This window comes from Paraburkholderia sp. HC6.4b (assembly GCF_014200875.1).
In the GTDB taxonomy this organism is placed as follows: Bacteria; Pseudomonadota; Gammaproteobacteria; order Burkholderiales; family Burkholderiaceae; genus Paraburkholderia; species Paraburkholderia tuberum.
The window spans coordinates 45,603-67,306 of the sequence record NZ_JACHDC010000035.1; the positions used below are offsets into that span (position 1 = coordinate 45,603).

General features: G+C 63.3%; 19 protein-coding genes and 1 pseudogene. 13 read left to right on the top strand and 7 right to left on the bottom strand.

The annotated features are described in order from the left end of the window. Positions 1-377: 377 nt before the first annotated feature. From HDG34_RS37005 to HDG34_RS37020, 4 genes and pseudogenes are all read left to right on the top strand, one after another. Positions 378-1,904 carry a glycosyltransferase family 39 protein gene (locus tag HDG34_RS37005; protein WP_184068516.1) on the top strand — a complete coding sequence of 509 codons (1,527 nt, stop codon included), beginning with the start codon at positions 378-380 and terminating at the stop codon, positions 1,902-1,904. After that, positions 1,901-2,248, top strand: a pseudogene (locus HDG34_RS37010) (hypothetical protein); the annotation flags it as partial. The gene HDG34_RS37005 and the pseudogene HDG34_RS37010, both read left to right, overlap by 4 nt. Positions 2,249-2,361: 113 nt before the next feature. Continuing rightward, positions 2,362-2,718 (top strand): STAS/SEC14 domain-containing protein, encoded by a 357-nt coding sequence (locus HDG34_RS37015; protein ID WP_184024102.1) that lies wholly within the window; start codon positions 2,362-2,364, stop codon positions 2,716-2,718. A gap of 181 nt (positions 2,719-2,899) precedes the next feature. After that, positions 2,900-3,802 (top strand): NAD(P)-dependent oxidoreductase, encoded by a 903-nt coding sequence (locus HDG34_RS37020; RefSeq protein WP_184024092.1) that lies wholly within the window; start codon positions 2,900-2,902, stop codon positions 3,800-3,802. A gap of 174 nt (positions 3,803-3,976) precedes the next feature. On the opposite strand, the gene flgM is transcribed toward HDG34_RS37020, so the two are convergent. Next, complete coding sequence (gene flgM / locus HDG34_RS37025) at positions 3,977-4,288, bottom strand: flagellar biosynthesis anti-sigma factor FlgM (RefSeq protein WP_184068522.1); 312 nt, start codon at positions 4,286-4,288, stop codon at positions 3,977-3,979. Positions 4,289-5,138: 850 nt separating this feature from the next. Here flgM and HDG34_RS37030 point away from each other — a divergent pair. Together HDG34_RS37030 and HDG34_RS37035 are read left to right on the top strand one after the other, a co-directional pair. Beyond that, positions 5,139-5,606, top strand: a complete 468-nt coding sequence (locus HDG34_RS37030) for a CBS domain-containing protein (protein ID WP_184068525.1) — start codon at positions 5,139-5,141, stop codon at positions 5,604-5,606. Positions 5,607-5,637: 31 nt separating this feature from the next. Next, on the top strand, positions 5,638-7,653 hold the full coding sequence (locus HDG34_RS37035) for an acyl CoA:acetate/3-ketoacid CoA transferase (RefSeq protein ID WP_184068527.1): 2,016 nt from the start codon (positions 5,638-5,640) through the stop codon (positions 7,651-7,653). A gap of 72 nt (positions 7,654-7,725) precedes the next feature. Here HDG34_RS37035 and HDG34_RS37040 read toward each other — a convergent pair whose 3' ends face one another. Beyond that, positions 7,726-10,011 (bottom strand): filamentous hemagglutinin N-terminal domain-containing protein, encoded by a 2,286-nt coding sequence (locus tag HDG34_RS37040; RefSeq protein WP_260321462.1) that lies wholly within the window; start codon positions 10,009-10,011, stop codon positions 7,726-7,728. Between the two features lie 32 nt (positions 10,012-10,043). Between HDG34_RS37040 and HDG34_RS37045 the strand changes: the two genes are divergently transcribed. Next, on the top strand, positions 10,044-10,568 hold the full coding sequence (locus HDG34_RS37045; RefSeq protein WP_184068533.1) for a hypothetical protein: 525 nt from the start codon (positions 10,044-10,046) through the stop codon (positions 10,566-10,568). A 42-nt stretch (positions 10,569-10,610) separates the two neighbouring features. After that, positions 10,611-11,834 (top strand): YeeE/YedE family protein, encoded by a 1,224-nt coding sequence (locus HDG34_RS37050; protein ID WP_184068536.1) that lies wholly within the window; start codon positions 10,611-10,613, stop codon positions 11,832-11,834. Between the two features lie 18 nt (positions 11,835-11,852). Here the strand turns inward: HDG34_RS37050 and HDG34_RS37055 are convergent, their stop codons facing one another. Then, positions 11,853-12,560 (bottom strand): DUF4410 domain-containing protein, encoded by a 708-nt coding sequence (locus HDG34_RS37055; protein ID WP_184068539.1) that lies wholly within the window; start codon positions 12,558-12,560, stop codon positions 11,853-11,855. A 281-nt stretch (positions 12,561-12,841) separates the two neighbouring features. On the opposite strand from HDG34_RS37055, the gene HDG34_RS37060 reads away from it, so the two are divergent. Next, complete coding sequence (locus HDG34_RS37060) at positions 12,842-14,494, top strand: cyclic nucleotide-binding domain-containing thioredoxin-disulfide reductase (RefSeq protein WP_184068542.1); 1,653 nt, start codon at positions 12,842-12,844, stop codon at positions 14,492-14,494. Between the two features lie 42 nt (positions 14,495-14,536). Here the strand turns inward: HDG34_RS37060 and HDG34_RS37065 are convergent, their stop codons facing one another. Further along, positions 14,537-15,439, bottom strand: a complete 903-nt coding sequence (locus HDG34_RS37065; RefSeq protein WP_184068545.1) for a DUF4922 domain-containing protein — start codon at positions 15,437-15,439, stop codon at positions 14,537-14,539. Positions 15,440-15,490: 51 nt separating this feature from the next. After that, on the bottom strand, positions 15,491-15,976 hold the full coding sequence (locus tag HDG34_RS37070; RefSeq protein ID WP_018422486.1) for an adenosine-specific kinase: 486 nt from the start codon (positions 15,974-15,976) through the stop codon (positions 15,491-15,493). A gap of 414 nt (positions 15,977-16,390) precedes the next feature. Here HDG34_RS37070 and HDG34_RS37075 point away from each other — a divergent pair, with 414 nt between their 5' ends. The 3 genes from HDG34_RS37075 (at position 16,391) to HDG34_RS37085 (ending at position 18,954) form a co-directional block, all read left to right on the top strand. After that, the gene (locus tag HDG34_RS37075) at positions 16,391-17,698 is read left to right on the top strand and encodes a tryptophan leader peptide (RefSeq protein WP_184068548.1); all 1,308 of its coding nucleotides are present in this window, start codon (positions 16,391-16,393) and stop codon (positions 17,696-17,698) included. Between the two features lie 68 nt (positions 17,699-17,766). Then, complete coding sequence (locus HDG34_RS37080) at positions 17,767-18,075, top strand: hypothetical protein (RefSeq protein WP_184068551.1); 309 nt, start codon at positions 17,767-17,769, stop codon at positions 18,073-18,075. A 33-nt stretch (positions 18,076-18,108) separates the two neighbouring features. Further along, a complete protein-coding gene (locus tag HDG34_RS37085; RefSeq protein WP_184068554.1) occupies positions 18,109-18,954 on the top strand; it encodes a GNAT family N-acetyltransferase in 846 nt (281 codons plus the stop codon). Between the two features lie 114 nt (positions 18,955-19,068). Here HDG34_RS37085 and HDG34_RS37090 read toward each other — a convergent pair whose 3' ends face one another. Both HDG34_RS37090 and HDG34_RS37095 read right to left on the bottom strand, forming a co-directional pair. Beyond that, entirely contained in the window at positions 19,069-19,206 is a 138-nt protein-coding gene (locus tag HDG34_RS37090; protein WP_184068571.1) for a hypothetical protein, read from the bottom strand. 25 nt (positions 19,207-19,231) lie between these two features. Further along, the gene (locus HDG34_RS37095) at positions 19,232-20,128 is read right to left on the bottom strand and encodes a LysR substrate-binding domain-containing protein (RefSeq protein WP_409259749.1); all 897 of its coding nucleotides are present in this window, start codon (positions 20,126-20,128) and stop codon (positions 19,232-19,234) included. A gap of 179 nt (positions 20,129-20,307) precedes the next feature. Between HDG34_RS37095 and HDG34_RS37100 the strand changes: the two genes are divergently transcribed. Then, on the top strand, positions 20,308-21,474 hold the full coding sequence (locus HDG34_RS37100; RefSeq protein ID WP_184068557.1) for a mandelate racemase/muconate lactonizing enzyme family protein: 1,167 nt from the start codon (positions 20,308-20,310) through the stop codon (positions 21,472-21,474). Positions 21,475-21,704 lie beyond the last annotated feature (230 nt).

Sequence of the window (21,704 nt, forward strand, 5' to 3'; positions counted from 1 at the left end):
CGCTCAAAGAATCGCGACTTCGAGACGCGTTATCGCGCGTCACGCGCAGCTTTTCGCCATCAGATCCACTGGAACGCTGGCGACGGTTGCGCGGCTCGTGTCGGGGTTGCTACGATCCACGCCCAGCTCAGAGCTTCCTCAAGCGCATCTGCAATTGCGGCCGAGTTGAGCGCCGCGTCAAGAGAATCGAATCTTCGGCTTGACCACACGGGTCAACTTTCGCCGCGAACGTCCTTCATCAAGGCCTTTTTGATTTGATCGGGCGCCATGGGTTGCCGGGCAGTCTGTCAGGATCGCTCTCTCCCTACGTAAGCTCATATTACAATGCCGGGCCAAAAACGCTGCCCGGTAGGGCGGCACTCAGACCAAAAGGTTCAATGTCGACCCAGCTTTCGAATCCCACGTCGCTCGCCTCAGCCTCCGATAAACCTGCCGCCGCGCGCATCGCATCACTCGGCTGGCTGCTCCCATTCCACGCGCTGGTCTGGACGCTGGCCGCCTGGCTCGCGCGCGGCAATCTCGACATCCAGGGCGACATGGTCGAGACCTATGTCTGGGGCATCGAGTGGCAGGCCGGTTACGCGAAGCACCCGCCGCTTTCGTCGTGGGTCGCAGCGGCCTGGTTCAGCGTGTTCCCGCACACCGATCTCGCGTATTTCGCGCTGTCGGCGGTGAACGTGCTGGTCGGCCTGGCCGGGATCGTCGCGCTCGCCGGGCGCTTCGTGCCGCGCCAGATCGCGATCATCGCCGGGCTTGCGATGGCGGTCTCGCCGCTTTACTCGAATCTCGCCATCAAATTCAATCCGAACTCGATCCTGCTGTCGGTCTGGCCGTGGACCGCCTACTTTTTCGTCCGCTATGTGCAGCCGGGCAGCCGCCTCTCGCGCAGCGGCGCGGCGCTCGGTCTCGGGGCGTGCGCCGCGCTTGCCGTGCTGGGCAAGTACTTCACGATCGTGCTGCTGCTCGGGCTGTTGCTGGCATTGCTCGCGCGTCCGGCATGGCGTGCGCGCCTCGTCAGCGTCGATTCGCTGCTCGCGGTGGCGGCGGGAGTCGCCGTGCTGGCCCCGCACGTACACTGGATGATGGTTAATCATTTCCCGACGCTCGAGTATGCCGCGCAACGCACCGGCGGCACGCTTCTCGCCGCGGTCGGGCGCTTTGGCATCTACACGCTCGCGCAGATCGGCTATCTCGCGCTCAGTTTCGTTTTTGTGCTGTTGATGGTGCGCACGCGCGGGGCTGCGCGGCTCATGGCGCTGAGTGTAGTTCGGAGCGCGTCGTACCCGGATCTCTGGTGGCTCGCGCTGGGGCCACTGTTCGCGGTGGGCCTGCTGTCCGTGATCGGCAAGACGCAGATGGCCTCGGTCTGGGGCATGGCGCAGTGGTTTGCAATGGTGCCGCTCTGGCTTGCAGTGCTCGTGCAAGCCCGCTTCGAGTTCGCGCCGCAGCGTGCCATACGCGTCATGGCGGTGTACTGGGCGCTGGTGCTCGCGGTATCGGCAGTGGTCGGCTACACAGGGGCGCGGCGCAATTCCGACGACGCGGCCGAGCCGCGCGCGGAACTCGCGGCAGCCGCGCAGGCGGTGTGGCACGAACGCACCAGCCAGCCGCTGTCGATCGTGGCGGGCTCGACGCATGAGGCCGCTTCGGTGGTGTTCTATGACGGCGGCCACCCCCGCTTCTGGGATCTCGACTGGCCGGCGGCAACGCCCTGGCTCACATCCGCCGATTTCGCGCGCCAGGGCTCGCTGATTGTGTGCCGTGGCGCCGACTCGGGCTGCATCGCGACGGCATCGTCGCTAAGCCATGCAGCGCCGATTGCGCTCGAGGTGAGCAAGACCGCATGGGGACGGGAGTTGCCCGCGCGTCCCTACCAACTGTTCGTGATCGTGCCGCAGTCGTGAGCCACGCGCCCATCACGCCGTACCGCGGCCGGCCGCTCGTCGTCGATCTCGACGGCACGCTGTTGCGCTCCGACGTTCTGATCGAGTGCGTGTGGGCCTATCTGAAAGCCTCGCCGCTGCGCTGCTGGCAACTGCTGGTCTGGCTGCTGCATGGTGGCAAAGCGGGCCTGAAGGCGCGGCTCGCGGCCGGCCGTGCGCTCGTGCTTGCAACCGCCACGCACCAGCGTTATGCGCAGGCCACCGCGGATCGTCTGGGCTGCTTCGACGAGGTCCATGCGACCGAGGGTGAGGTCAACCTGTCGGCAAGGCGCAAGCGTGATGGCCTCGACTGCCTCTCAGGGGAAGATCGGCTCGTAACCTAACCGAGCGCGTGGAAAGAGGTACCATGAGTACGCCGTCGAACGCCAGGCTCATCCTTGCCTGAGCGTGTAACGTCACTCTGGCTAGAGGTCCTGCCATGATCCTGTATCACACCGTCCCCGATTCGTCGGTCATCGAAATATCCGTCGAAGGCAAAATCACCGACCACGAACTGCGCGAAGCCATCGAGCGCATGCGTGGTGATCTTGAACTGAACGGTAAGACCCGCGTGCTCGAACGCATCGAGCATTTCAGCGGCATCGAGCCGAAGGCGCTATGGACCGACCTGACGCTCGGCGTCTCCGTCGCCCGCAAGGTCACGCGCGCCGCCGTGGTGGCCGACGCGGGCTGGATTCGCGCCTCGATGCATTTGGCCCGGTTCTTCACGAAGGCTGAAATCAAGGCGTTCCACGTCAACGAGCTGGAACAGGCGCGAGCCTGGATCAACGCCTGAACGTCGTCTCCAGCCGGCCGCATCGGGCGGAGGCCGGCCAGTTGGAGCCGCACGACTCAACATCAGAACTGTTACTGCCGAATCAAGGATACGGAGCGCAACGATCCTATGATGGAATGAGGCCGCGCGACACGCGCGGAAAAGCGCTAAAACATGTAGGAAAACAGGAGAAGAGGAGCACATGACGAAGCGAGTGATCGTGACCGGCGGCAGCGGCCTGGCCGGAAAATGGGTGGTCCAGAACCTGGTCGAGCACGGCTACGAGGTGATGAATCTTGATCGCGTGCCGATGGCGGCGCGCACGGCGCGTACGTTGATTACGGACATCACCGATGCGGGCCAGGTATTCAATGCGCTGGCATCGAGCACCGCGCCGGGAGAATTCGCCGACGACCTCGAACCAAAGCCGATCGACGCGATTGTGCATTTTGCGGCGATCCCTCGCATCATGATCACGCCCGACAACGAGGTCTACCGGATCAACGTGATGGGCACGTACAACATCCTCGACGCAGCGTCGAAGCTTGGCATCCGCAAGGTGATCGTGGCATCGAGCGAAACCACATACGGTATGGTGTTCGCGCACCGGGATCGCAGTCCAGAGTACTTCCCGCTCGACGAGGAATACCCGGTGAACCCGATGGACAGCTACGCGACGTCGAAGGTTATCAACGAAGTGACGGCGAAGGCGTTCCACGCGCGCACGGGCTCTGACATTTACTGCTTTCGTATTGGCAACGTGCTCGAACCCAACGACTACGCGAAGTTTCCGGCGTGGCTCAAGGATCCAGCACTGCGCAAGAGGATTGCGTGGAGCTATATCGACGGGCGCGATCTCGCGAGCGCGTGCCGGCTTGCCATCGAAAAGGACGGCCTCGGCTTTCAGGTCATGAATGTCGCGGCCGACGACGTGTCGTCCGACGTACCTACCGCGGAACTGCTCCGACGCTACTACCCCGGCGTGCCGCTCAAAAAGCAACTCGGCGAGTTCGAGACCCTGCTCAGCAACGAGAAGCTCAAGCGCCTTCTTGGGTGGAACCAGCAACACTACTGGCGCGACGAAGCGAAAAAGGTCGTCCAGTAAGCATGGCGGGCCGGCCCCCGGCCGGCCAATCACGCCGTGCGAGTCTTCATGGACTGCCTTGCAACGACGCAGACCGGCGCAATGGCGTCGTTCCCGCAGTCGGGTGGTGGGTCTTCGGAAGAATTTTCGAACAAGCCCGCAGCGAAAATTCTCCCCGCTACGTTCAGCCGCCGGTCAGCGAGTAGTCGTTTGCAGCAGGTCGCGCGCGGTGCTTAGCATGCCGTCGGCGATCTTTCCGGAATCGACCTTGTAGCTGCCGTCACGCAGGGCGGCCTTGATCGACTCGACCTTCGCCGTGTCGCTATCCGAATCGCTGGACGTGTGCATCGCGGACATTGACGAGAGATTAACCGTCGAATTCTGCGCGGCGGGAGCGCTGACCTGGTGCGCGGACTCGACGGCATCCTTCGCATCGCTGTTGATCGTTGCGCGTTGCGGACCGTTCTGCGAAGCCGCGAGCGGAAAATTGCTGGATTCAATCTTCATGGTGTGTGTTCCCCACTGGTTGAGTCCTTTAACGGTTCAGCGTTTGAAATCTTCACCCTGCTGTGGGAAGCGGAACCGTATCCACGTTTCGCCGCGAGCCGCTAAGCCTTGCCGGGCGGGCACTCTAGCCGCCTGCAGCAAATTGCAACAAAGTGTGAGCAATACCACACAACGGCTATAAGCTGATCGAAGCGTCGACCCGCTCCGAATCAAAGGCGCAGGTATGCTTGAGAACACGCCGCCGCACCCCATTTTGCTTGCTGTGAACAAACGTACCCGCCGCCCCTTGCAGCCTCGATGGCCCTTTCCGCCAAGTCGCGATGTCGCTGGTCGCGCCTTTGGCGATCTCGTCGCGCTTCAATATTGCGGCGCGGACGTGTGGCTCTGGCGATGCCGATGCGGCGGCCATGTGACTTCCGCCCTGAAGACGGTAGAGAGCGGTGCAGTGCGTGATTGCGGCTGCCGTGAGCAGCGTCGCGTGTGGCGGTCGCGACCGGGCTCACCTGCGCTGAAGAGCGGCGAGGTTTTCGGCCAGCTGACGACCGAGCGGTACGCTGGCGATGGATTGTGGGTTTGCCGGTGCGACTGCGGTGGTGAGGCGACAGTTAGCGCCGGACGGTTGCGAATGGGCAAGGCGCGCTCGTGCGGCAGGTGCCTCGTCGCTTCGACTCACCGAGTGGCGTAGCGCCGGAACGGAAAATGTTCGTTCGACTCAGGTCAAGCGATCTACACTGCAATTCAACGAATAAGAAAAGATCGCCAGCCTTGGCTGGGTCTGGACGATCGTATTCCGATTTCGCTTTAATCAAGCGTAGTCCGTACATGCTCCCCTTTCTGTCTGGAGGCGGTCATGAAAAAGGAGAGAAAGACAGCACGGCAAATTTTGTCCGGGAACCCTCGGGAGGTTATCTCAGTGGGCCCCGACGACACGGTGCTGAACGCGTTGCAGTTGATGGCCGACAAGGACGTGACGACGGTGCTGGTGCTGCAGGCCAGCAATCTGGTTGGCGTGCTGTCTCAGCGCGACTACGCCCGCAAGGTCGAGGTGCTTGGCCGCAACGCCGCGAACACCAGGGTTGGCGACATCATGACCACCCAGGTGCTTTATGTGACGCCCGAGCATACCTGCGATCAATGCCTCGCGTCGATGCATACCCGGCGGATCCGGCACCTGCCTGTGATCGAATCCGGGCGCGTCATCGGCGTGCTTTCCGACAGTGACGTGCTGGAGGAACTCCTGCAGGAGGACGAGCATTTCATCAGGATTCTCGAGGACGACATGCTCCATCTGACCATTGATACCGGTGGCGCCTATTAGAAAGTCGCGCTCGAATCAGGCGAGGTGAAACGTGAGCACGCAATCAACCGCGGGGGCGCTTTCACCGGCCATCCTTTCCCGTTCGTCCGGCAAAGTGGCGTCGGCGCGCGATGCCGTGCGCCTGATCCGCGACGGCGATACGGTCGCGACGGGTGGCTTCGTCGGCATCGGCTTCGCCGAAGACATCGCCATTGCCATCGAGCAACTCTGTACGGCGCATGACGAGGATACGTTAGTCACCCTCCCAAAGCCCGCCAACCTCACGCTAGTCTATGCGGCCGGCCAGGGAGACGGCAAGGAACGCGGACTGAACCACCTGGCGACGCCGGGACTCGTCAAGCGCGTCATCGGCGGACACTGGGGCCTCGTGCCGAAGCTACAGCAGCTTGCGGTGGATAACCAGATCGAGGCGTATAACCTGCCGCAGGGCGTGATCAGCCACCTGTTTCGCGACATTGCGGCCGGCAAGCCAGGCCATCTCTCCCGGGTCGGCCTCGGCACCTTCGTCGATCCGCGCTTCGGTGGTGGCAAACTGAACGAGCGCACCACCGAGAATCTGGTCGAGTTGATGCGGATCGGCGACGAGGAATATCTGTTCTACAAGGCCTTCCCGATCAACGTCGCGATCGTGCGCGGCACCACTGCCGACCCGGAAGGCAATGTGACGATGGAGCGCGAAGCCCTGACACTGGAGGCTCTCGCGATCGCCATGGCCGCGCACAACTGCCGCGGCCTCGTGATCGTCCAGGTGGAACGCATCGCCGAAAGCGGCTCGCTCAATCCGCGACAGGTCAAGATCCCCGGCGTGCTGGTCGATTGCGTCGTGCTGGCGCCGCCCGAGAACCACCAGCAGACCTTTGCCACACCATACAGTCCGGCGTACGCCGGCGAAATCCGGGTCCCCGCGAGCACTGTGGCGCCGATGCCGATGAGTGAGCGCAAGGTGGTCGCGCGACGCGCGGCAATGGAACTCCAGCCAAACAGCGTGGTGAATCTCGGGATCGGCATGCCCGAAGGCATCGCCAGCGTCGCCAACGAGGAAAGGATCCTTGACCTGATGACGCTGACCACCGAGCCCGGCGTCATCGGCGGCATTCCGGCGGGAGGCTTGAACTTCGGCGCGGCGACCAATGCGCAGGCGATCATCGATCAGCCCGCCCAGTTCGATTTCTATGACGGCGGCGGGCTCGACGTCGCCTTTCTTGGCCTCGCCCAGGCCGATCGCATGGGAAACCTCAATGTGTCGAGATTCGGGCCGCGCCTGCCCGGCGCCGGAGGCTTCATCAACATTAGCCAGAATGCCAGGAAAGTCGTGTTCGTCGGCACTTTCATGGCGGGCCACAGCCAGATTTCGGTCGTCGACGGCAAGCTGCATATCCACCGTGACGGCACGGCCAGGAAATTCATCGAGGAAGTCGAGCATCGCACGTTCTCTGGCCCGTATGCGGCGGCAATGGGCAAGCCGGTCCTCTACATCACCGAGCGTTGCGTGTTCGAGCTGGGCGCCGAGGGCATGGAACTCATCGAGATTGCACCGGGCGTCGATCTGGAGCGCGATATTCTGGCCAGGATGGACTTCGCACCGATCCTGCGTTCGCCGACGCAGATGGACGAGCGGATTTTCCTGCCTGAACCGATGGGCCTGCGCTCGAATGTTTTGCGACTGCCGCTGGAAGCGCGCTTCATCTACGACGACGACAAGAACATCATGTTTCTCAATTTCGCGCGCCTCGAGGTGAAGCGTCCCGACGACATCGCGGCGATCCGGGCTCAGGTATGCCGCGTCTGCGAACCACTGGACCACAAGGTTTATGCAGTGGTGAACTACGAGGGTTTCGTGTTGGACCCCGCGCTGGAGGACGCGTACGTCGAAATGGTCGAGGATATGGTGCAGCGCTACTATGTCGGCGTAACACGCTTCACTACCAGCGCTTTCATGCGCGCCAAGCTGGGTGGCGCCCTTACGCGGCGCGGGCTGTCACCTTATGTCTATGAGACGGAGGCGGAAGCGCAGGCCTACCTGCGCGAACAGTCGTCAAACCGCTGAATCCGGCTTGCATCGTGATCGCGGCACCGAAGGCCGAGTGCGCCCGCGCCGCGTTCTGTCGGACCCTCGATGTCAGTGCCCTGCCAGCCAGCGCAACTGAGGCCCCGGATATCCCGCGACCCACGTGCCGTTCGCGCTGAAATCCCACGTCGGACCGAAGCTCGCCGGCTCGAGCAACTGGGTGTCCGTGAGTCCGCTCGAACTGGCCACCGCCGTGCCCGAACCGACACCCGCCGCCGCCCCCGACGATTGGCTGTTCCAGAACACGTTGGCCGCGATCCGGCCGCTGTTCGTGCCCGCGATACCGCCCGTCGTCGAGTTCGCGCCCGCCGTGAGCCTGGACGCGGCATACGACTCGCGGATGAAGCCCGTATTGATGCCGACAAGTCCGCCGACAGTCGCGCCGCCGTTCAGGAATTCGTAGGCATACGATCGGGTGATGGCGCCATGGTTCGTGCCGACGAGTCCGCCGACCGTGCTTTGCGCACCGCCCGATGCGGGGGCGATCGCGAAAGACTGATCGATGTGGCCATCGTTGAGCCCGACCAGCCCACCTATCTGGCCCACGCCGATGATGTTCACGCCCGCCCACGAGCGCTCGATGCGCCCAAAGTTCTCGCCGACCAGACCGCCGGCCACTGTGCTCGTGTTGCCCGGGGCACCGATGGCGCCCGTTGCGCCGACGTTCACCATGTATCCGTAGTTGATGCCGGCCAGCAAGCCGACCGTTTCTCCCGAGGACGTCGCGGTGCCGTCCGCGAGCGTGAAATTGCGCACGACGCCGCTCTTGCCGATCACGCCGAAGAGTCCGGTATCGGCCGTGCTTGAGAGACGCAGATCCGCGGGGAGATGCCCCATGCCGTCGAACTGACCGGTGAACGGATTCGCGGCGGTGCCGATGCCGCCGAACTCCGGCGCACCCGCGAATTCCAGCCCCCTGCTGCCCAACGCATAGTTGCCGGAGAGGTTGTTATTCACTGCGCTCAGGTCCGTCATGGAGTTGACGAGCTGATAGGCCGTGAACTGCGTGACGAGCCCAGTAAACGGCGCGGGGTGCCACGTTACGTTGGTGTACACCGTGCCGGGCGTGTAGCTGCCGTTCATGTCGTACAGGCCGCTGACGATGCCCATGCTTCGCGACCAGTCGATCGTGCCCTGGTTGGTCAGACTGCCGCCGTTGTCGAAACCATAGGTGTCGGCGGACAGCGTGAGCGAGCCTGTGCCCCTATTGGCGATGGTCGCCTGCGGTGCGATCGTCAGCGAGTGCGCCGCGTCGAGCGTCAGGGAGGAGGCTCCGTGCCAGCGCACGCTCGCTTCGATCGCGATGTCTCCCTCGCCGGTCGCCCCGAGCTTGCCGTCCGCGCCGTTCGCGAGCACGGAGATGGATGCGCCGTTGCTCAGACTTGCGCCGAGCGTGTTGGCGGTGGGGACGTCCGCGGTGAAGTCCCCCGCGGTGATGTTCCATGCTTTCGCCCGCACATCCGCGCCGCCGACCTTGACGTCCTTGCCGGACATGTCGAGCGTGCCGCCGCTGCCGTCCGCGTTACGCGCGCTGATTTGCGCCCCGCGCGCATCGACGTTGCCGGAGTTGACGACGACCCCGTTGACGGTGGTATTCGCGACGAGCCAGACGTGGCCGTCGCGCGTCGCGGTGCCGGTGGCGCGCAGGGCGCCCGAATGACCCGCGAGCGCGAAGATATTGCCGTCGGCCGCCTGCACGTCGATGATCGCCGCCTGTACCGTGCCTGAGTTCGTCACCGTGCCACCGCTTCCCATGTCCACGAAGACCTGTTGAAAGTTGCCGTCGAAGAGCCGGACCTGACGGCCTGCGACGAGTTCGGCATTGCCGTTCGGCGCATCGATCGTCCCTGCGTTCGTGACCTTGCTGGCCGATATCAGGAACACGTCCCCACCCGACGAACTGATCTTGCCGAGATTGACTACATCCGCCGTGGAACTGCCTGTGTAAGCCGAGCCACCGAACACGGGCGGGTTGAGAAAGACGTCGTTGGCGACGTCGAGCGTCGACGCGACGAAACGCCCTCCCGTCGACACCACGCCGCCTGGCCCGATGAGCACGCCATGCGGATTGACGAGGTAGATGCTGCCGGTGCCCTTCAGCGTGCCGTAGATCGCCGACACATCGTTACCCGTCACGCGATTGAGTGTCGCGCCCGTGCCGTTGTTGATCGACACCGTGCGGGACGATCCGATCGAAAAACTGTTCCATTCGATGATGCCGCGCGAGCCCGCTTGCGTGATGCTCATGCCGGCATCGTTCTGAGTGATGCTTCCCGAGCCGGCGACGAAATGCCCGCCTTGCGGCAGGGTACCCGCCGCGTACGCGACGTGCGTCATGGAAAGTCCGGTCAGCGAAATGACGATGGCAAATGAAATCCGCACGCTTGCATGACGGCGTTGCGATGGACGTTGCCGCAGCAGAGATGGCCTTCGAGTGCTCATACATCCCCCTTCCACGCTCGCGCGAAACGGCTGCCAACGACCCGTGGAGCCGACCGGAAACGCGTGAGTCGCCGCGTATGAAGATTAGCAGTTCGCCTCGTCGCCACTTAACGACCGTGGCCGATTTGGTCGATATTTCGGCCCGAAACGTTGTTGCGCGACGGGACGGGATTACCGTCGCGTTCCATCTTGATAACGATTTCAATGCAAGTTTGAAATACCTTTATTACGGGAGGTTATTAAGTCACTGGTTTCAAGCGCGGTCGACCATCGTCAAGCGCCCGTGCGGCGGGCCTTGCAGCCTGGCGGCACCGCGCGCGCCCGGATTCGCGATCGCGCAGCGCGAATCTTGCTGTGCAACAGCCGCAACGCGACATTTCGGTATACTCGCGAACTTCCCCAAAAACGATTATTCGCGGCCCTCCGCCCGCGCAGCGACCGCCGTTTCATAGGCGTGCCGCCCTCGCGCGACAAGCGTGCCCGCCCCGCTCACCATGTCCGATCTCTCCACGCCGTTCGGCGCGCCCCGCCGTCTCGTCAACATCAATCCGAAGCCGCTCGCCGTCGCGCTCGCGCTGGTCGTGCTCGGCGCGATCTATCTCGCGCAGACCGTCAGCGTGAAACAGGCCGCGCTGTACGTCCTCGGCGCCCTGCTCGGCGTCACGCTCTATCACGCCGCGTTCGGCTTCACGTCCGCATGGCGCGTGTTCATCGCCGACGGCCGCGGCGCCGGCCTGCGCGCGCAGATGCTGATGCTCGCGATCGGCGTGCTGCTGTTCTTCCCGGCGCTTTCCGCCGGCACGCTATTCGGTCATCCGGTCGTCGGCGAAGTGTCGCCCGTCGGCACGTCGGTCCTGATCGGCGCGTTCATGTTCGGCATCGGCATGCAGCTCGGCGGCGGCTGCGCCTCCGGCACGCTGTATACGGTCGGCGGCGGCAGCACACGGATGGTGGTCACGCTGATCGCGTTCATCATCGGCTCGGTAATCGGCACCGCGCACATGCCGTTCTGGTCCGCGCTGCCGCATCTGCCGCCGATCTCGCTCGTGCAGACGCTCGGCGTCGGCCCGGCAATCGCGCTGAACCTCGTGGTGTTCGCGGCCATCGCCGCGCTGAGCGTGCTGATCGAAAAGCGCCGTCACGGCCGTCTCGTCAGCGACGTGGATCGCGCCCCGAACGCATCGCCGCGGCTGCACGGCCCGTGGCCGCTCCTCGCCGGCGGCGTCGTGCTCGCGATCCTCAACTTCGCGACGCTCGCGCTGTCGGGCCATCCGTGGGGCATCACGTCGGCGTTCGCGCTGTGGGGCGCGAAGGCGTTCTCCGCGATGGGCGTCGACGTCGCGAGCTGGCATGTGTGGAGCACCGGCCCGAACGCGGCCGCCCTTGCCGCACCGATCAGCCACGACGTGAAGTCGGTCATGGACATCGGCATCGTGATCGGCGCGATGGTTGCCGCTTCGCTGGCCGGCCGCTATGCGCCGGTGTGGCGTCTGCCGCTGCGCTCGCTGATCGCGGCAATCATCGGCGGACTGATTCTCGGCTACGGCGCACGCCTCGCGTACGGCTGCAATATCGGCGCGTACTTCAGCGGCATCGTGTCGGGCAGCCTGCACGGCTGGCTGTGGCTCGTCTCGGCATTTTTGGGCAACGTGGTCGGCACGAAGCTGCGTCCGGTGTTCGGCCTCGCGGTCGAGCGCGTCAAGCAGACGGGCTGCTGAGCGGGCGGCTTCGGCCGCCTATCGGGCGGGGGCGGCGCTGCCGGCCTCACTTGCACCCGTCTGAAGCCGTCGCGCGAGTTCGTCAGCGATCTGCTCCGCGCTTTTCCTGACCGCCGTCTTTTCATCGCGGCCGGACAGAACGACCTTCGCGGCGATCACGTACGGGTTGAGCTTGATCACGGCGCCTGGCATATCCCTGCTTGCCCCCTCTTCAACAGTTTCATAGAGCGGCGGTAACTCCGGCGTAGCCAGGTTATCGCAGGAAACCGCGACCTGAAACTGGCTTTGGCCCGCGCCCATACCCACCATCGCGCGACGCAGCCGATTACCCTCATCGACACTGAGAAAAACGCCGCGCACCTGCCAGCCGCCGTGGGGCAGCGGTTCACCCGGCGTGACGCGGCGCGCGTCTACTCCGGCCTTCTTCAGATCGTCCGTCAGAGATTGCGCCATCAGCGCAACGATGTCTCGCGCACGCGCCTGCGGATCCTGCTGCTGACGCAGCGGGCCCTCAGGCACCAGATTGCCCAGGATGCCTCGCGCGCGGTGGCCTGGCCCGCTGTCAGGGGCGATGTTCGCGGCGTCGAGATCGAAATCGGAGACATAGACGACCGGCGGCGCGACAGGAGCCGCGAGCGCCGCCGACGAATCCGCGGCCAGACATCCTTGCGCGCTGGCACACACGTACGTCGCCAGACATACCATTCGCACCCATCGCAACACCATTGCGCACCTCCACGCTGATCGCCTGGTACTGGTTGGACGGCCGCGACGAAATACGGCATTCATATCGCGGCCGTTCATCCAGCTTAGGTCTTTCAGAAGCGCACCCATGGGTCGATCGTCTGCATCGCGATCTGAAAATCCTATACTGGGTCAGTGCGGTTGCCGACTTCGCGCCTTGTCTGCACATCCGTTTGCGCGAGTCCAATCGTCCGACATGACGCCGCTGAAACCCGGTGGACCGCGCGTTACGTGGTCTGCCTGACAGAACGGAAAACCAAGCCATGCTGACGATCGACGACATCCGCGCCGTGCCGCTGTTCTCGACCCTCCCCGACAGCGAACTGGAAATCCTCGTGCACGCGTGCGCCGACCTGCATCTATGCGCGGGCGAGTTCGCGGTCCATGAAGGCGGCGAGCGCGCGTTATACGCCGTGCTGTCGGGCAAGATGGAAGTCATCAAGACGTTCGACGGCATCGAGCGAACCTTGGGCTGGCGTCTGCCCGGCACGATCTTCGGCGAAGTGCCGCTCGCGCTGAGCGCACCGTTTCCGGGCGCGTATCGAGCGGCCGAGCCTTCGCGCGTGATGCGGGTCGACGCGCCGCAATACTATGCGCTCGCGGCGGCATCGCCCGACGTGGCGTTCAAGATGGGCGCGCTCGCGCGCGAACGCATCGGCGGGCTGCAAAGCCTTTCCGCCGAGCCGCCGAAGGCGCGTGTGACGATCGTCGGCAACCGTTGGGATAATGCGTGCACGCTGCTGCGTCAGTTCCTCGCGCGCAATCAGATCAGCGTCGACTGGCTGGCGCCGGATGCGCCCGAATTGCCCGCGCGCTGGCCTGGCACGTCTCCGACGGAAGGCGAGTGCCCCGCGTTGCGCCTCGTCGACGGCACGGTGCTGAGGCGGCCCGCGACCCGCGAGCTTGCGGGACTGCTCGGCCTCCAGACGCAGCCGCGTTTGGCCGGATACGACACGGCGATCATCGGCGGCGGTCCCGCGGGGCTGGCTGCCGCGGTATACGGCGCGTCGGAAGGTCTGCGCACGCTGGTGCTGGAGCGCGAGGCGCCGGGCGGACAGGCGGGCACGTCCTCGCGCATCGAAAATTATCTCGGCTTTCCCAATGGTGTTTCCGGCGACGAACTCGCGAGCCGCGCGCTGCAACAGGCACGGCGGCTCGGCGCGGAGATCCTCGTGACGCGCTCGGTCGAGCGCATCGATGTGCAGGCGCGGCGGATACATCTCGACGGCGGCGACGCCGTGCACGCTCAAACCATCATTCTCGCGACGGGCGTCACGTGGCGGCGGCTCGCGATCGACGGCTTCGACCGCTTTATCGGCAAGGGGATTTACTACGGCGCGGCGCGCAGCGAAGCGAGCGCGACGCACGGCCTCGATGTCCATCTGATCGGCGGCGGCAATTCGGCCGGCCAGGCGGCGTTGTACTTCGCCAATCATGCGCGCAGCGTGACGCTCGTCGTGCGCGGCGATTCGCTCGAAAAGGGCATGTCGCGCTATCTCGTCGAACAGCTAGCGGGAAAATCGAATGTCGCGGTGCGGCTGCGCTCGGAAGTCGTCGGCGCGCATGGCGATACGCATCTGACGGCCATCACCGTTCGCGATTCGACGAGCGACGCAGTGAGCCGACACGACTGCGGCGGGCTGTTCGTCTTCATCGGAGCGGATGCGCAGACGGAGTGGCTGCCGCCCGAAATCGCGCGCGATGTGCGCGGCTACGTTCTGACCGGCGATGACGTCGTCAAGGCCGGACGCTGGTCGCATCAGCGCGATCCTTATCTGCTCGAATCGAGCGTGGCTGGCGTGTTCGCGTGCGGAGACGTGAGACTGAGCCCTGTGAAGCGCGTCGCTTCGGCCGTCGGCGAGGGCAGCATGGCGATTGCTTTCGCGCACAGGTATTTGCAGTCGGACCGAGCTTGAGTTCGTCGCGTGAGTCTGCTGCGCGATCGGGTTGCGCGGCCGCTATGTATTCGCAGGCAGCGCGACGCGTTCCAATACCGTCATCGGGCCGAGCCTTTCGATCACATCCAGTTGAGCCGCATCGCGCACGAACAGCGAACCCGCAAAGCCGAGTGCGTTGACCGACACGCCTTCGACTCGCTCTTGCGATCTCGGCACCAGCAACATCCAGCGCCGCGTGACCAGCAGATTGTAGGGCGTCGCATGACAGCAGGCACGGTCGATTTCGAGCGCGCCGATATCCGCCGCTTCGAGCAGCGTGCGATAGCGTGAAAGCGCCAGCTTCGGCGCATCCGCGCGAGCCAGATCATCGGCGTGAAAGCGTGCGAACGCATGCCGAAACGGCAGATCCGGCATGCCGTTCTCCGCACCGAGCAAGGGCTCGACAGGCACGGACGGATCGGCTTCCCCGAGCGGCAGCGGCACGATCTGCAGGTGCTTGTGCGGCTGGCTCGCGCCCGCCTGCGTGCCGGCGTTGTAAAAGCCGATGCCGTCGAATTCGGCCATGCACGCGAGCAGCGCTTCGAAATCGGCAAGATCGAGCAGCGCTTCCTGCGGTTCGAATTCGCGCGTGACGATCAGCAGATGATGATCGATCACGTTGAACTTGTTCAGCAACGCGAGGTGAGTATCGGAGATGTCGGCGACGAACAGATCCGGCTCATAGGGAAGAAATGGGTTCGCCTGAGGGTGCTTTGCCGTCTGCAGTTTTCGCGCTTGCTCGCGTTGCTGTTCCTTGCGCGTCAGGCTCGACACCTGACGCACGAGAAAGCGGATGCCGCCGCTGTCGATCATGGACTGTTGCGTGTCGATCGGTCGCAGCGCGCCGCAGCTCAGCGCATGTCCGGTCTGTCGCACAATGGCGGGCCACAGCGTGCCCGGAATCAGGCGTCGTTGTCGTTCCATAGGATTTCGGCAGGCGTGGCGGCGCGCGTGAAGCGGGTGAACGCGCAGCCGCTACAGCTTGTAGCCTATCGTGCGCAAAAGATCCTTGCGCCATTGAATGTCTTCCGCGCTTTCCGTGCCGACAGGCGAAAAACCATCGACCACGCCGACGATGCCTCGCCCCTGATCTGTTTCAGCGATCAGCACTTCGACGGGATTCGCCGTTGCGCAGAAGATGCGGCAGACCTCCGGCACGGCCTTGATCGTGTTCAGCACGTTGACGGGGAAAAAACCGTCGCCCAGAAACACGAAGAAGCTATGGCCCGCGCCGACGTTGGTTGCGTTCTGGCATGCCATCTCGACGAGGCTTTCGTCGGTGCCGGAGCGCCGCACGAGGCGCTTGCCGGAAGCCTCGCAAAACGCGAGACCGAACTTGATGCCGGGCACCGTGCCGACCATCGCTTCGTGAATATCCTCGACAGATTTGATGAAGTGGCTTTGCCCGAGAATGAAGTTGGTCGCTTCGGGCTTGACGACCTTGACGGCGGACAATTGCATGGTGGACCTCGCTCCATTGCGGCAACACGCCGATGAAAACACGTCGAACACGGGCCAACGCGACCGTGGATGGTTCGCGCGTCAGCCGGTCTTCGTCGATCCGGCTTCTAGCCTAGTACTAACCGCGCGTGAGCGAAACCTCGACCGACCACGAGCCGCGGGATTCGAATGCGCCCAGACGCCGTTTCCGAGTCGCGCCAGTCCAGGATCGAGCAGGCCGAGAAAGCCTGACTTATGGCGGCACCGATCGACCAAAAGCCGATTGATCCTCATAGCGTTTTGACCCGCTTTAAACCCCAATCGCACCGCGGCAACCTCTCCGGGTCAACAAGGTCAACCGCCGGTTTACGCCCCCGACCGAGTGTGCAAGTATCTTCACCAAGCCGCATCCCGCACACTCTTGCGAGGTTCACGATGGCCTGGAAACTTTGGAAGACCGAGAAGCGGTACGACGAGACGCGAAGCTGGCCGAGCGGCACGCATGAGTCGTTGAAGCAGCTTCTGGATATGTACCTGGGCAGCGACTCGCCACCGTTTGCGAACTGGGCCGCGCCTGGAATTACTTTTGCGCCCGAAGTCGAAACGCTCGCGCGAAACGGAGTCCGGGGGTATCAGCTTGCCCTCTGGTTGTGGCTTTTCGCCGAGAAGCACGGCACGATCGCGGCAAAAATGGTGCGTGAGTCTTTGTGCCTGCTCGCCGACGCGATGCAACCGTCGTCCGGCGACAAGATCGACTCGCTCCTCGACCTCGAAAACCGCCTCGCGCATTCTGTCGAGGATCTTTCCGCTCAACAGCGCACCTTCCGACTGGAGGGTCTGTCCGTCGAGCTACCCATGGAGTTTTTCCTCGCTACTGCCTTCCTCCGGCTCGCGCCGGACTCGCCTTATGCCGGGAACGAAGGCACCGACCTGCAAGGCAACGACTTCAAACTGGCCGACTGTTTTGAGCATGCAACCGAAGAGGGGCTGGCGGTATTCCGGCCCATGATAGACGCGGTCGACTTCGACGCGAAATCGCTGCCCAACTGGAAATGGAGCGCTCATCCCGGCGCCGCCGAGCGACACCTGCAACGCCGCCACAAGAATCCCCTTTTCGCCCTTCATCGCCAGATGGTGACGGCTCACGAGGTCTATGAGGCACGGCTCGCCGACGCTCGGGCCATCGAGGACATCAGGACCGAGCTCAACGAGACTAGCCGGTCGTTCTCCGAGACGACCGAATTGCCCTTGAACTGGCAGCCCTTCCTCGAAGGATACCGGGACCACGTCGACAGGCTCGACGAACGCCGGCTCGTCGTTGGCGGTCAGAGCACGTCGCTCGGCAACGCAATTGCAGCGTTGCGCGCCGACATACTTGCGACCTGGCGCGCTTCGATTCACAAGAACCGGCACAGTCTCGCGACTCTGGAGCAGGAAGAAGCGAAACGGGCTGAGCGACGGACGCTGCTGTATGGATGCGAGTGGACGGCCCAGCTTTTGAGCCACGGGTCGCTGATCCCGGCGGAAGAGGTGGTTCCCGCCCTGCTAAGCGAGCCCCCCTCCGAGCTGGAAAAGGTGGTGACCGGTTTGCGGGGCGAACCGCGACTGCATGAGACGCTTGCGCAGTGTTGTGCAACTGCGCATCGGCTTGTCAACGAGCTTCGCGCGGCTGGCCATCAGCTTCCCGACATCGACGACAAGCTTCGCATTCTGGATGGTGCGCCCGGCCAGTTGCCGGTCTGATCGTCTTCGAGGTGTGCCATGTCTTGTTACCTATTTGGATGCCACGCCCGACCCACAAAAGGCCACTTATGAACTCTTCCTCTCGTGACCCCGCATCTACGCTTTCAGAGTACCTGGAGCTTTCGCTAGACAAAGGGAAGAGCCTGATTTTTGTGCTCTCTCAAGGCGAAAATTGCGAAGTCTACCTTGGTGATCCTGGCGAGCCAGACGCGGACTGGACAAGCTGCGCGGCCATTCCGAACAAGCTGGTCCGCGCGCTTCTGGAGACCACGCGGTCAGGATTCAACCAATTGGTCATTGAAGGACAGGCCTACCGCTTCGCTCGGACCTTCGCGCAAGTTGCCGAGCAGGGCGCTGTCGTCTTCACACCTGCGTAGACGTTGTAGCCAATCACGTTGATGCATTTGATCATGGATGATCGTGACGATTTCCTTGTGCGCAACATGTCGTTCCGCGAGGTCTATCTGGCGGTCGAATGGGCCGCGGCAGAGGGGTGGAATCCGGGCCTCGACGACGCGAGGTGCTTCTGGAATGCGGACCCCAATGGCTTTTTCGTCGGTACCTGGCGCGGAAAGCCGGTGGCATGTATCTCGGCAGTCGCCTACGATGAGCGCTTCGGTTTCATTGGCCTCTATATCGTCAAGCCGGCGTTTCGCGCCAGGGGTTTCGGTCTGCGCACCTGGCAGCACGCGATGCGCTATCTGGGAGATCGTACGATCGGCCTCGATGGTGTCGTTGCCCAGCAGCAGAACTATAAAAAATCCGGCTTCCAGTTCGCCTATCGCAACATCCGCTTCCAGGGCGTCGTGCAAGCGGCGTCGACGCCAAACCTGACGAACGCGCGGGAGGTACCGTTCGCGCAACTGGTTGCCTACGACAGCGCATGTTTTTCGACCGCCCGTCCCCGCTTCCTGGCGGACTGGATCGCGCAGCCACAGGCGCTGGCCCTGGCGGATGTGCGCAACGCTCAGATAAGGGGGTACGGCGTGCTGCGCCGTTGCGGGACCGGCTACAAGATCGGTCCGCTCTTTGCCGACGACGCACGGATCGCCAACGATCTGTTCGACGGACTGGTCGCGAGCGTCGCAGGCGAAGTCATCGCGTTCGACGTCCCGGAGGTCAACGCGGCCGCCGTAGCGCTCGCTGAACGCTACGGCATGGTTAGCGCGTTCGAAACGGCGCGAATGTACACTCGCGCCCCGCCGGCCATTCCCGTGCAACGCGTGTTCGGGGTGAGTTCGTTCGAACTAGGTTGACTGCAAAGATCGAGCCGCTGGAAAAAAATCCGGCGGTGATGCGCCAGACCTCCATTACGATCCGAGCGCTCCGCCCCGAAAGGGAACGATCATCGAGCGACCGTAAGCGACGACTCACGCTTCAAGCTTCACTTCGTCGCGCGAAGGCTTGGTACGAACGCTCAGATAGCCGACGGTCTTGCCGCTTTCAATCACCGGTGTGACGTTCGCGCATACCCAGTAATGGTCGCCATTCTTGCGGCGGTTTTTCACGAGCGCTGTCCTCGCGACATGAACGTCACTTTCGCGAGACCCACTTCTTCCTTTCCGGAACTTCGACGGTGGCGTCGACCGGTGTGAACGGTGCGTGAAAATGATCGACGAGGAAGTCGATGAAGGCGCGTGCCCGCGCGGTCTGATTGCGCTGCCTGGGGTAATAGACGAACAGGTCCGCGGACGGCAGCACGGTATTCGGCAGCACCAGCTTAAGGCGCCCGCTCTGTACATACTTGGCCAGATCCCATTCAGAGCGAATCAGAATCCCATGACCGTCGAGCGCCCACCGAAGGACAATGTCGCCGTCATTGCTCGATAGCGCGCCTTTCACCTTGATCGCCTCGATGTGGTCGTTCACGATGTAGCGCCACACGCCATAAGCGTCATCGTTCTGCCGATGAATGATGCAGCGATGCTGGTGCAGGTCCTCCACCCGCTCGGGCGTTCCAAAACGTTCCAGATATTTCGGGGACGCGCAAAGAAAGCGGCGATTGCTCATGATGCGCCTCGCGCTCAGGCGACTGTCGGGTAGCTCGCCGAACCGTATCGCCATGTCGAAGGCCCCTTCGACGAGATCGACCGGCCGGTCTGTCACCTCGAACTGAACTTCGACATTCGGAAAACGCTTTGCGAAGTCAGAGACGAGCGGCGCGATGGTCGTCCTGCCAAAACCGAGCGTCGCGTTGATGCGCAACGGCCCATGCGGATCGCGTCCGGCGCCGGATATGGCCTCCTCCATCTCGCGGACCTGCCCGACGATCCGGGACGCGTAGCGCAGATAGGTCTCGCCCTCGGGCGTCAGGCTAACGCTGCGCGTGGTCCGGTTGACCAGACGCGCGCCGAGCCGCTGCTCGATGATCCCCAGCCGCTTGGTCGCCGCTGGCGGACTCAGATCGAGCGCCCGGGCGGCGCCGGACATGCTCCTGAGTTTCGCCAGGAGAATGAAGAACTCAAAGTCGGATGCGGGGGCAGTACTCACTTTTGGTGAAATATGTAGTGAACGTAAGTGAATTCTAGCAAGCTCTTTCGCGGCTAAGCTATTCACCACATTGAAGCCGGTGTGGCTCAATAACTGTTCAAATCTCTGGAGACAGTGGCGTGAGAATCGTTGAAATCCGCGAAAAAACCGTTCCGATCAGTTCCCCGATCCGGAACGCCTATATCGACTTCAGCAAAATGACCTTGAGTCTCGTCGCGGTCGTCACGGACGTCATTCGCGACGGCAAGCCGGTGATCGGCTACGGCTTCAACTCGAACGGCCGTTACGGCCAGGGCAAGCTGATGCGCGAGCGCTTCATCCCGCGCCTGCTCGAGGCCGCCCCTGCCTCGCTGGTCGACGACTCCGGCGACAACCTCGACCCCCACAAGATCTGGGCGACGATGTTCATCAACGAGAAGCCCGGTGGCCACGGTGAGCGGTCCGTCGCCATCGGCACGATCGACATGGCCGTCTGGGACGCGGTGGCGAAAATCGCGGGCAAACCGCTGTTTCAGCTCCTCGCGCAACGGTACGGCAATGGCGAGGCCAACCGCAAGATCTTCGTCTATGCGGCGGGCGGCTACTACTATCCGGGCCAGGACCACGAAAAGCTCAAGGATGAGATGCGCAGCTACATCGACCGGGGCTACACGGTCGTGAAGAAGAAAATCGGCGGTGCCTCGCTCGACGAAGACCTGCGACGCATCGACTCGATCCTCAGCGTGCTGCAGGACGGCCAGAAGCTCGCGGTCGATGCCAATGGCCGCTTCGACCTCGATACGGCGATCAGGTATGCGAAGGCCCTGTCGCAGTACGACCTGTTCTGGTACGAAGAGGCGGGCGACCCGCTCGACTTCGAGTTGCAGGCGACGCTGCGCAACTACTATGACAAGCCGATGGCAACTGGCGAAAACCTGTTCTCGATGCAGGATGCTCGCAACCTGATCCGCTACGGCGGCATGCGCCCCGATCGCGACTGGCTGCAATTCGATTGCGCGTTGAGCTATGGGCTCGTTGAATATCTGCGAACGCTCGACATGCTGCATCAGCATGGCTGGTCGCGCAGCCGTTGTATTCCCCACGGCGGGCACCAGATGTCGCTGAACATCGCGGCGGGCCTCGGACTTGGCGGCAACGAATCGTACCCGGACCTGTTCCAGCCATACGGCGGCTTCCCCGACGGCGTTCGTGTCGATAACGGATACATCACGATGCCGGAGCTGCCCGGCATCGGCTTCGAAGGCAAATCCGACCTCATCGCCGAGATGCGCAAGTTGGCTGAATAACGCGCGCGCGCAACGGCACCGACCAACATTCCCGGTTGAATGGTTCATACAAAGACGGAACGAAGCCGGCTCAATGCGGCCTTTCCACGCTGCTGCGTGGGAGGGCCGCATTTTCCCTTTGAAGACGCCGTGCACAGGAGATGGTATGGACGCCTCCCTCCCGCGTCGGATAGGAGAGGCAGTAGGAACGGCGGAGCCCTCGCTATACCCGACGGCATCAGAGTGCCAAA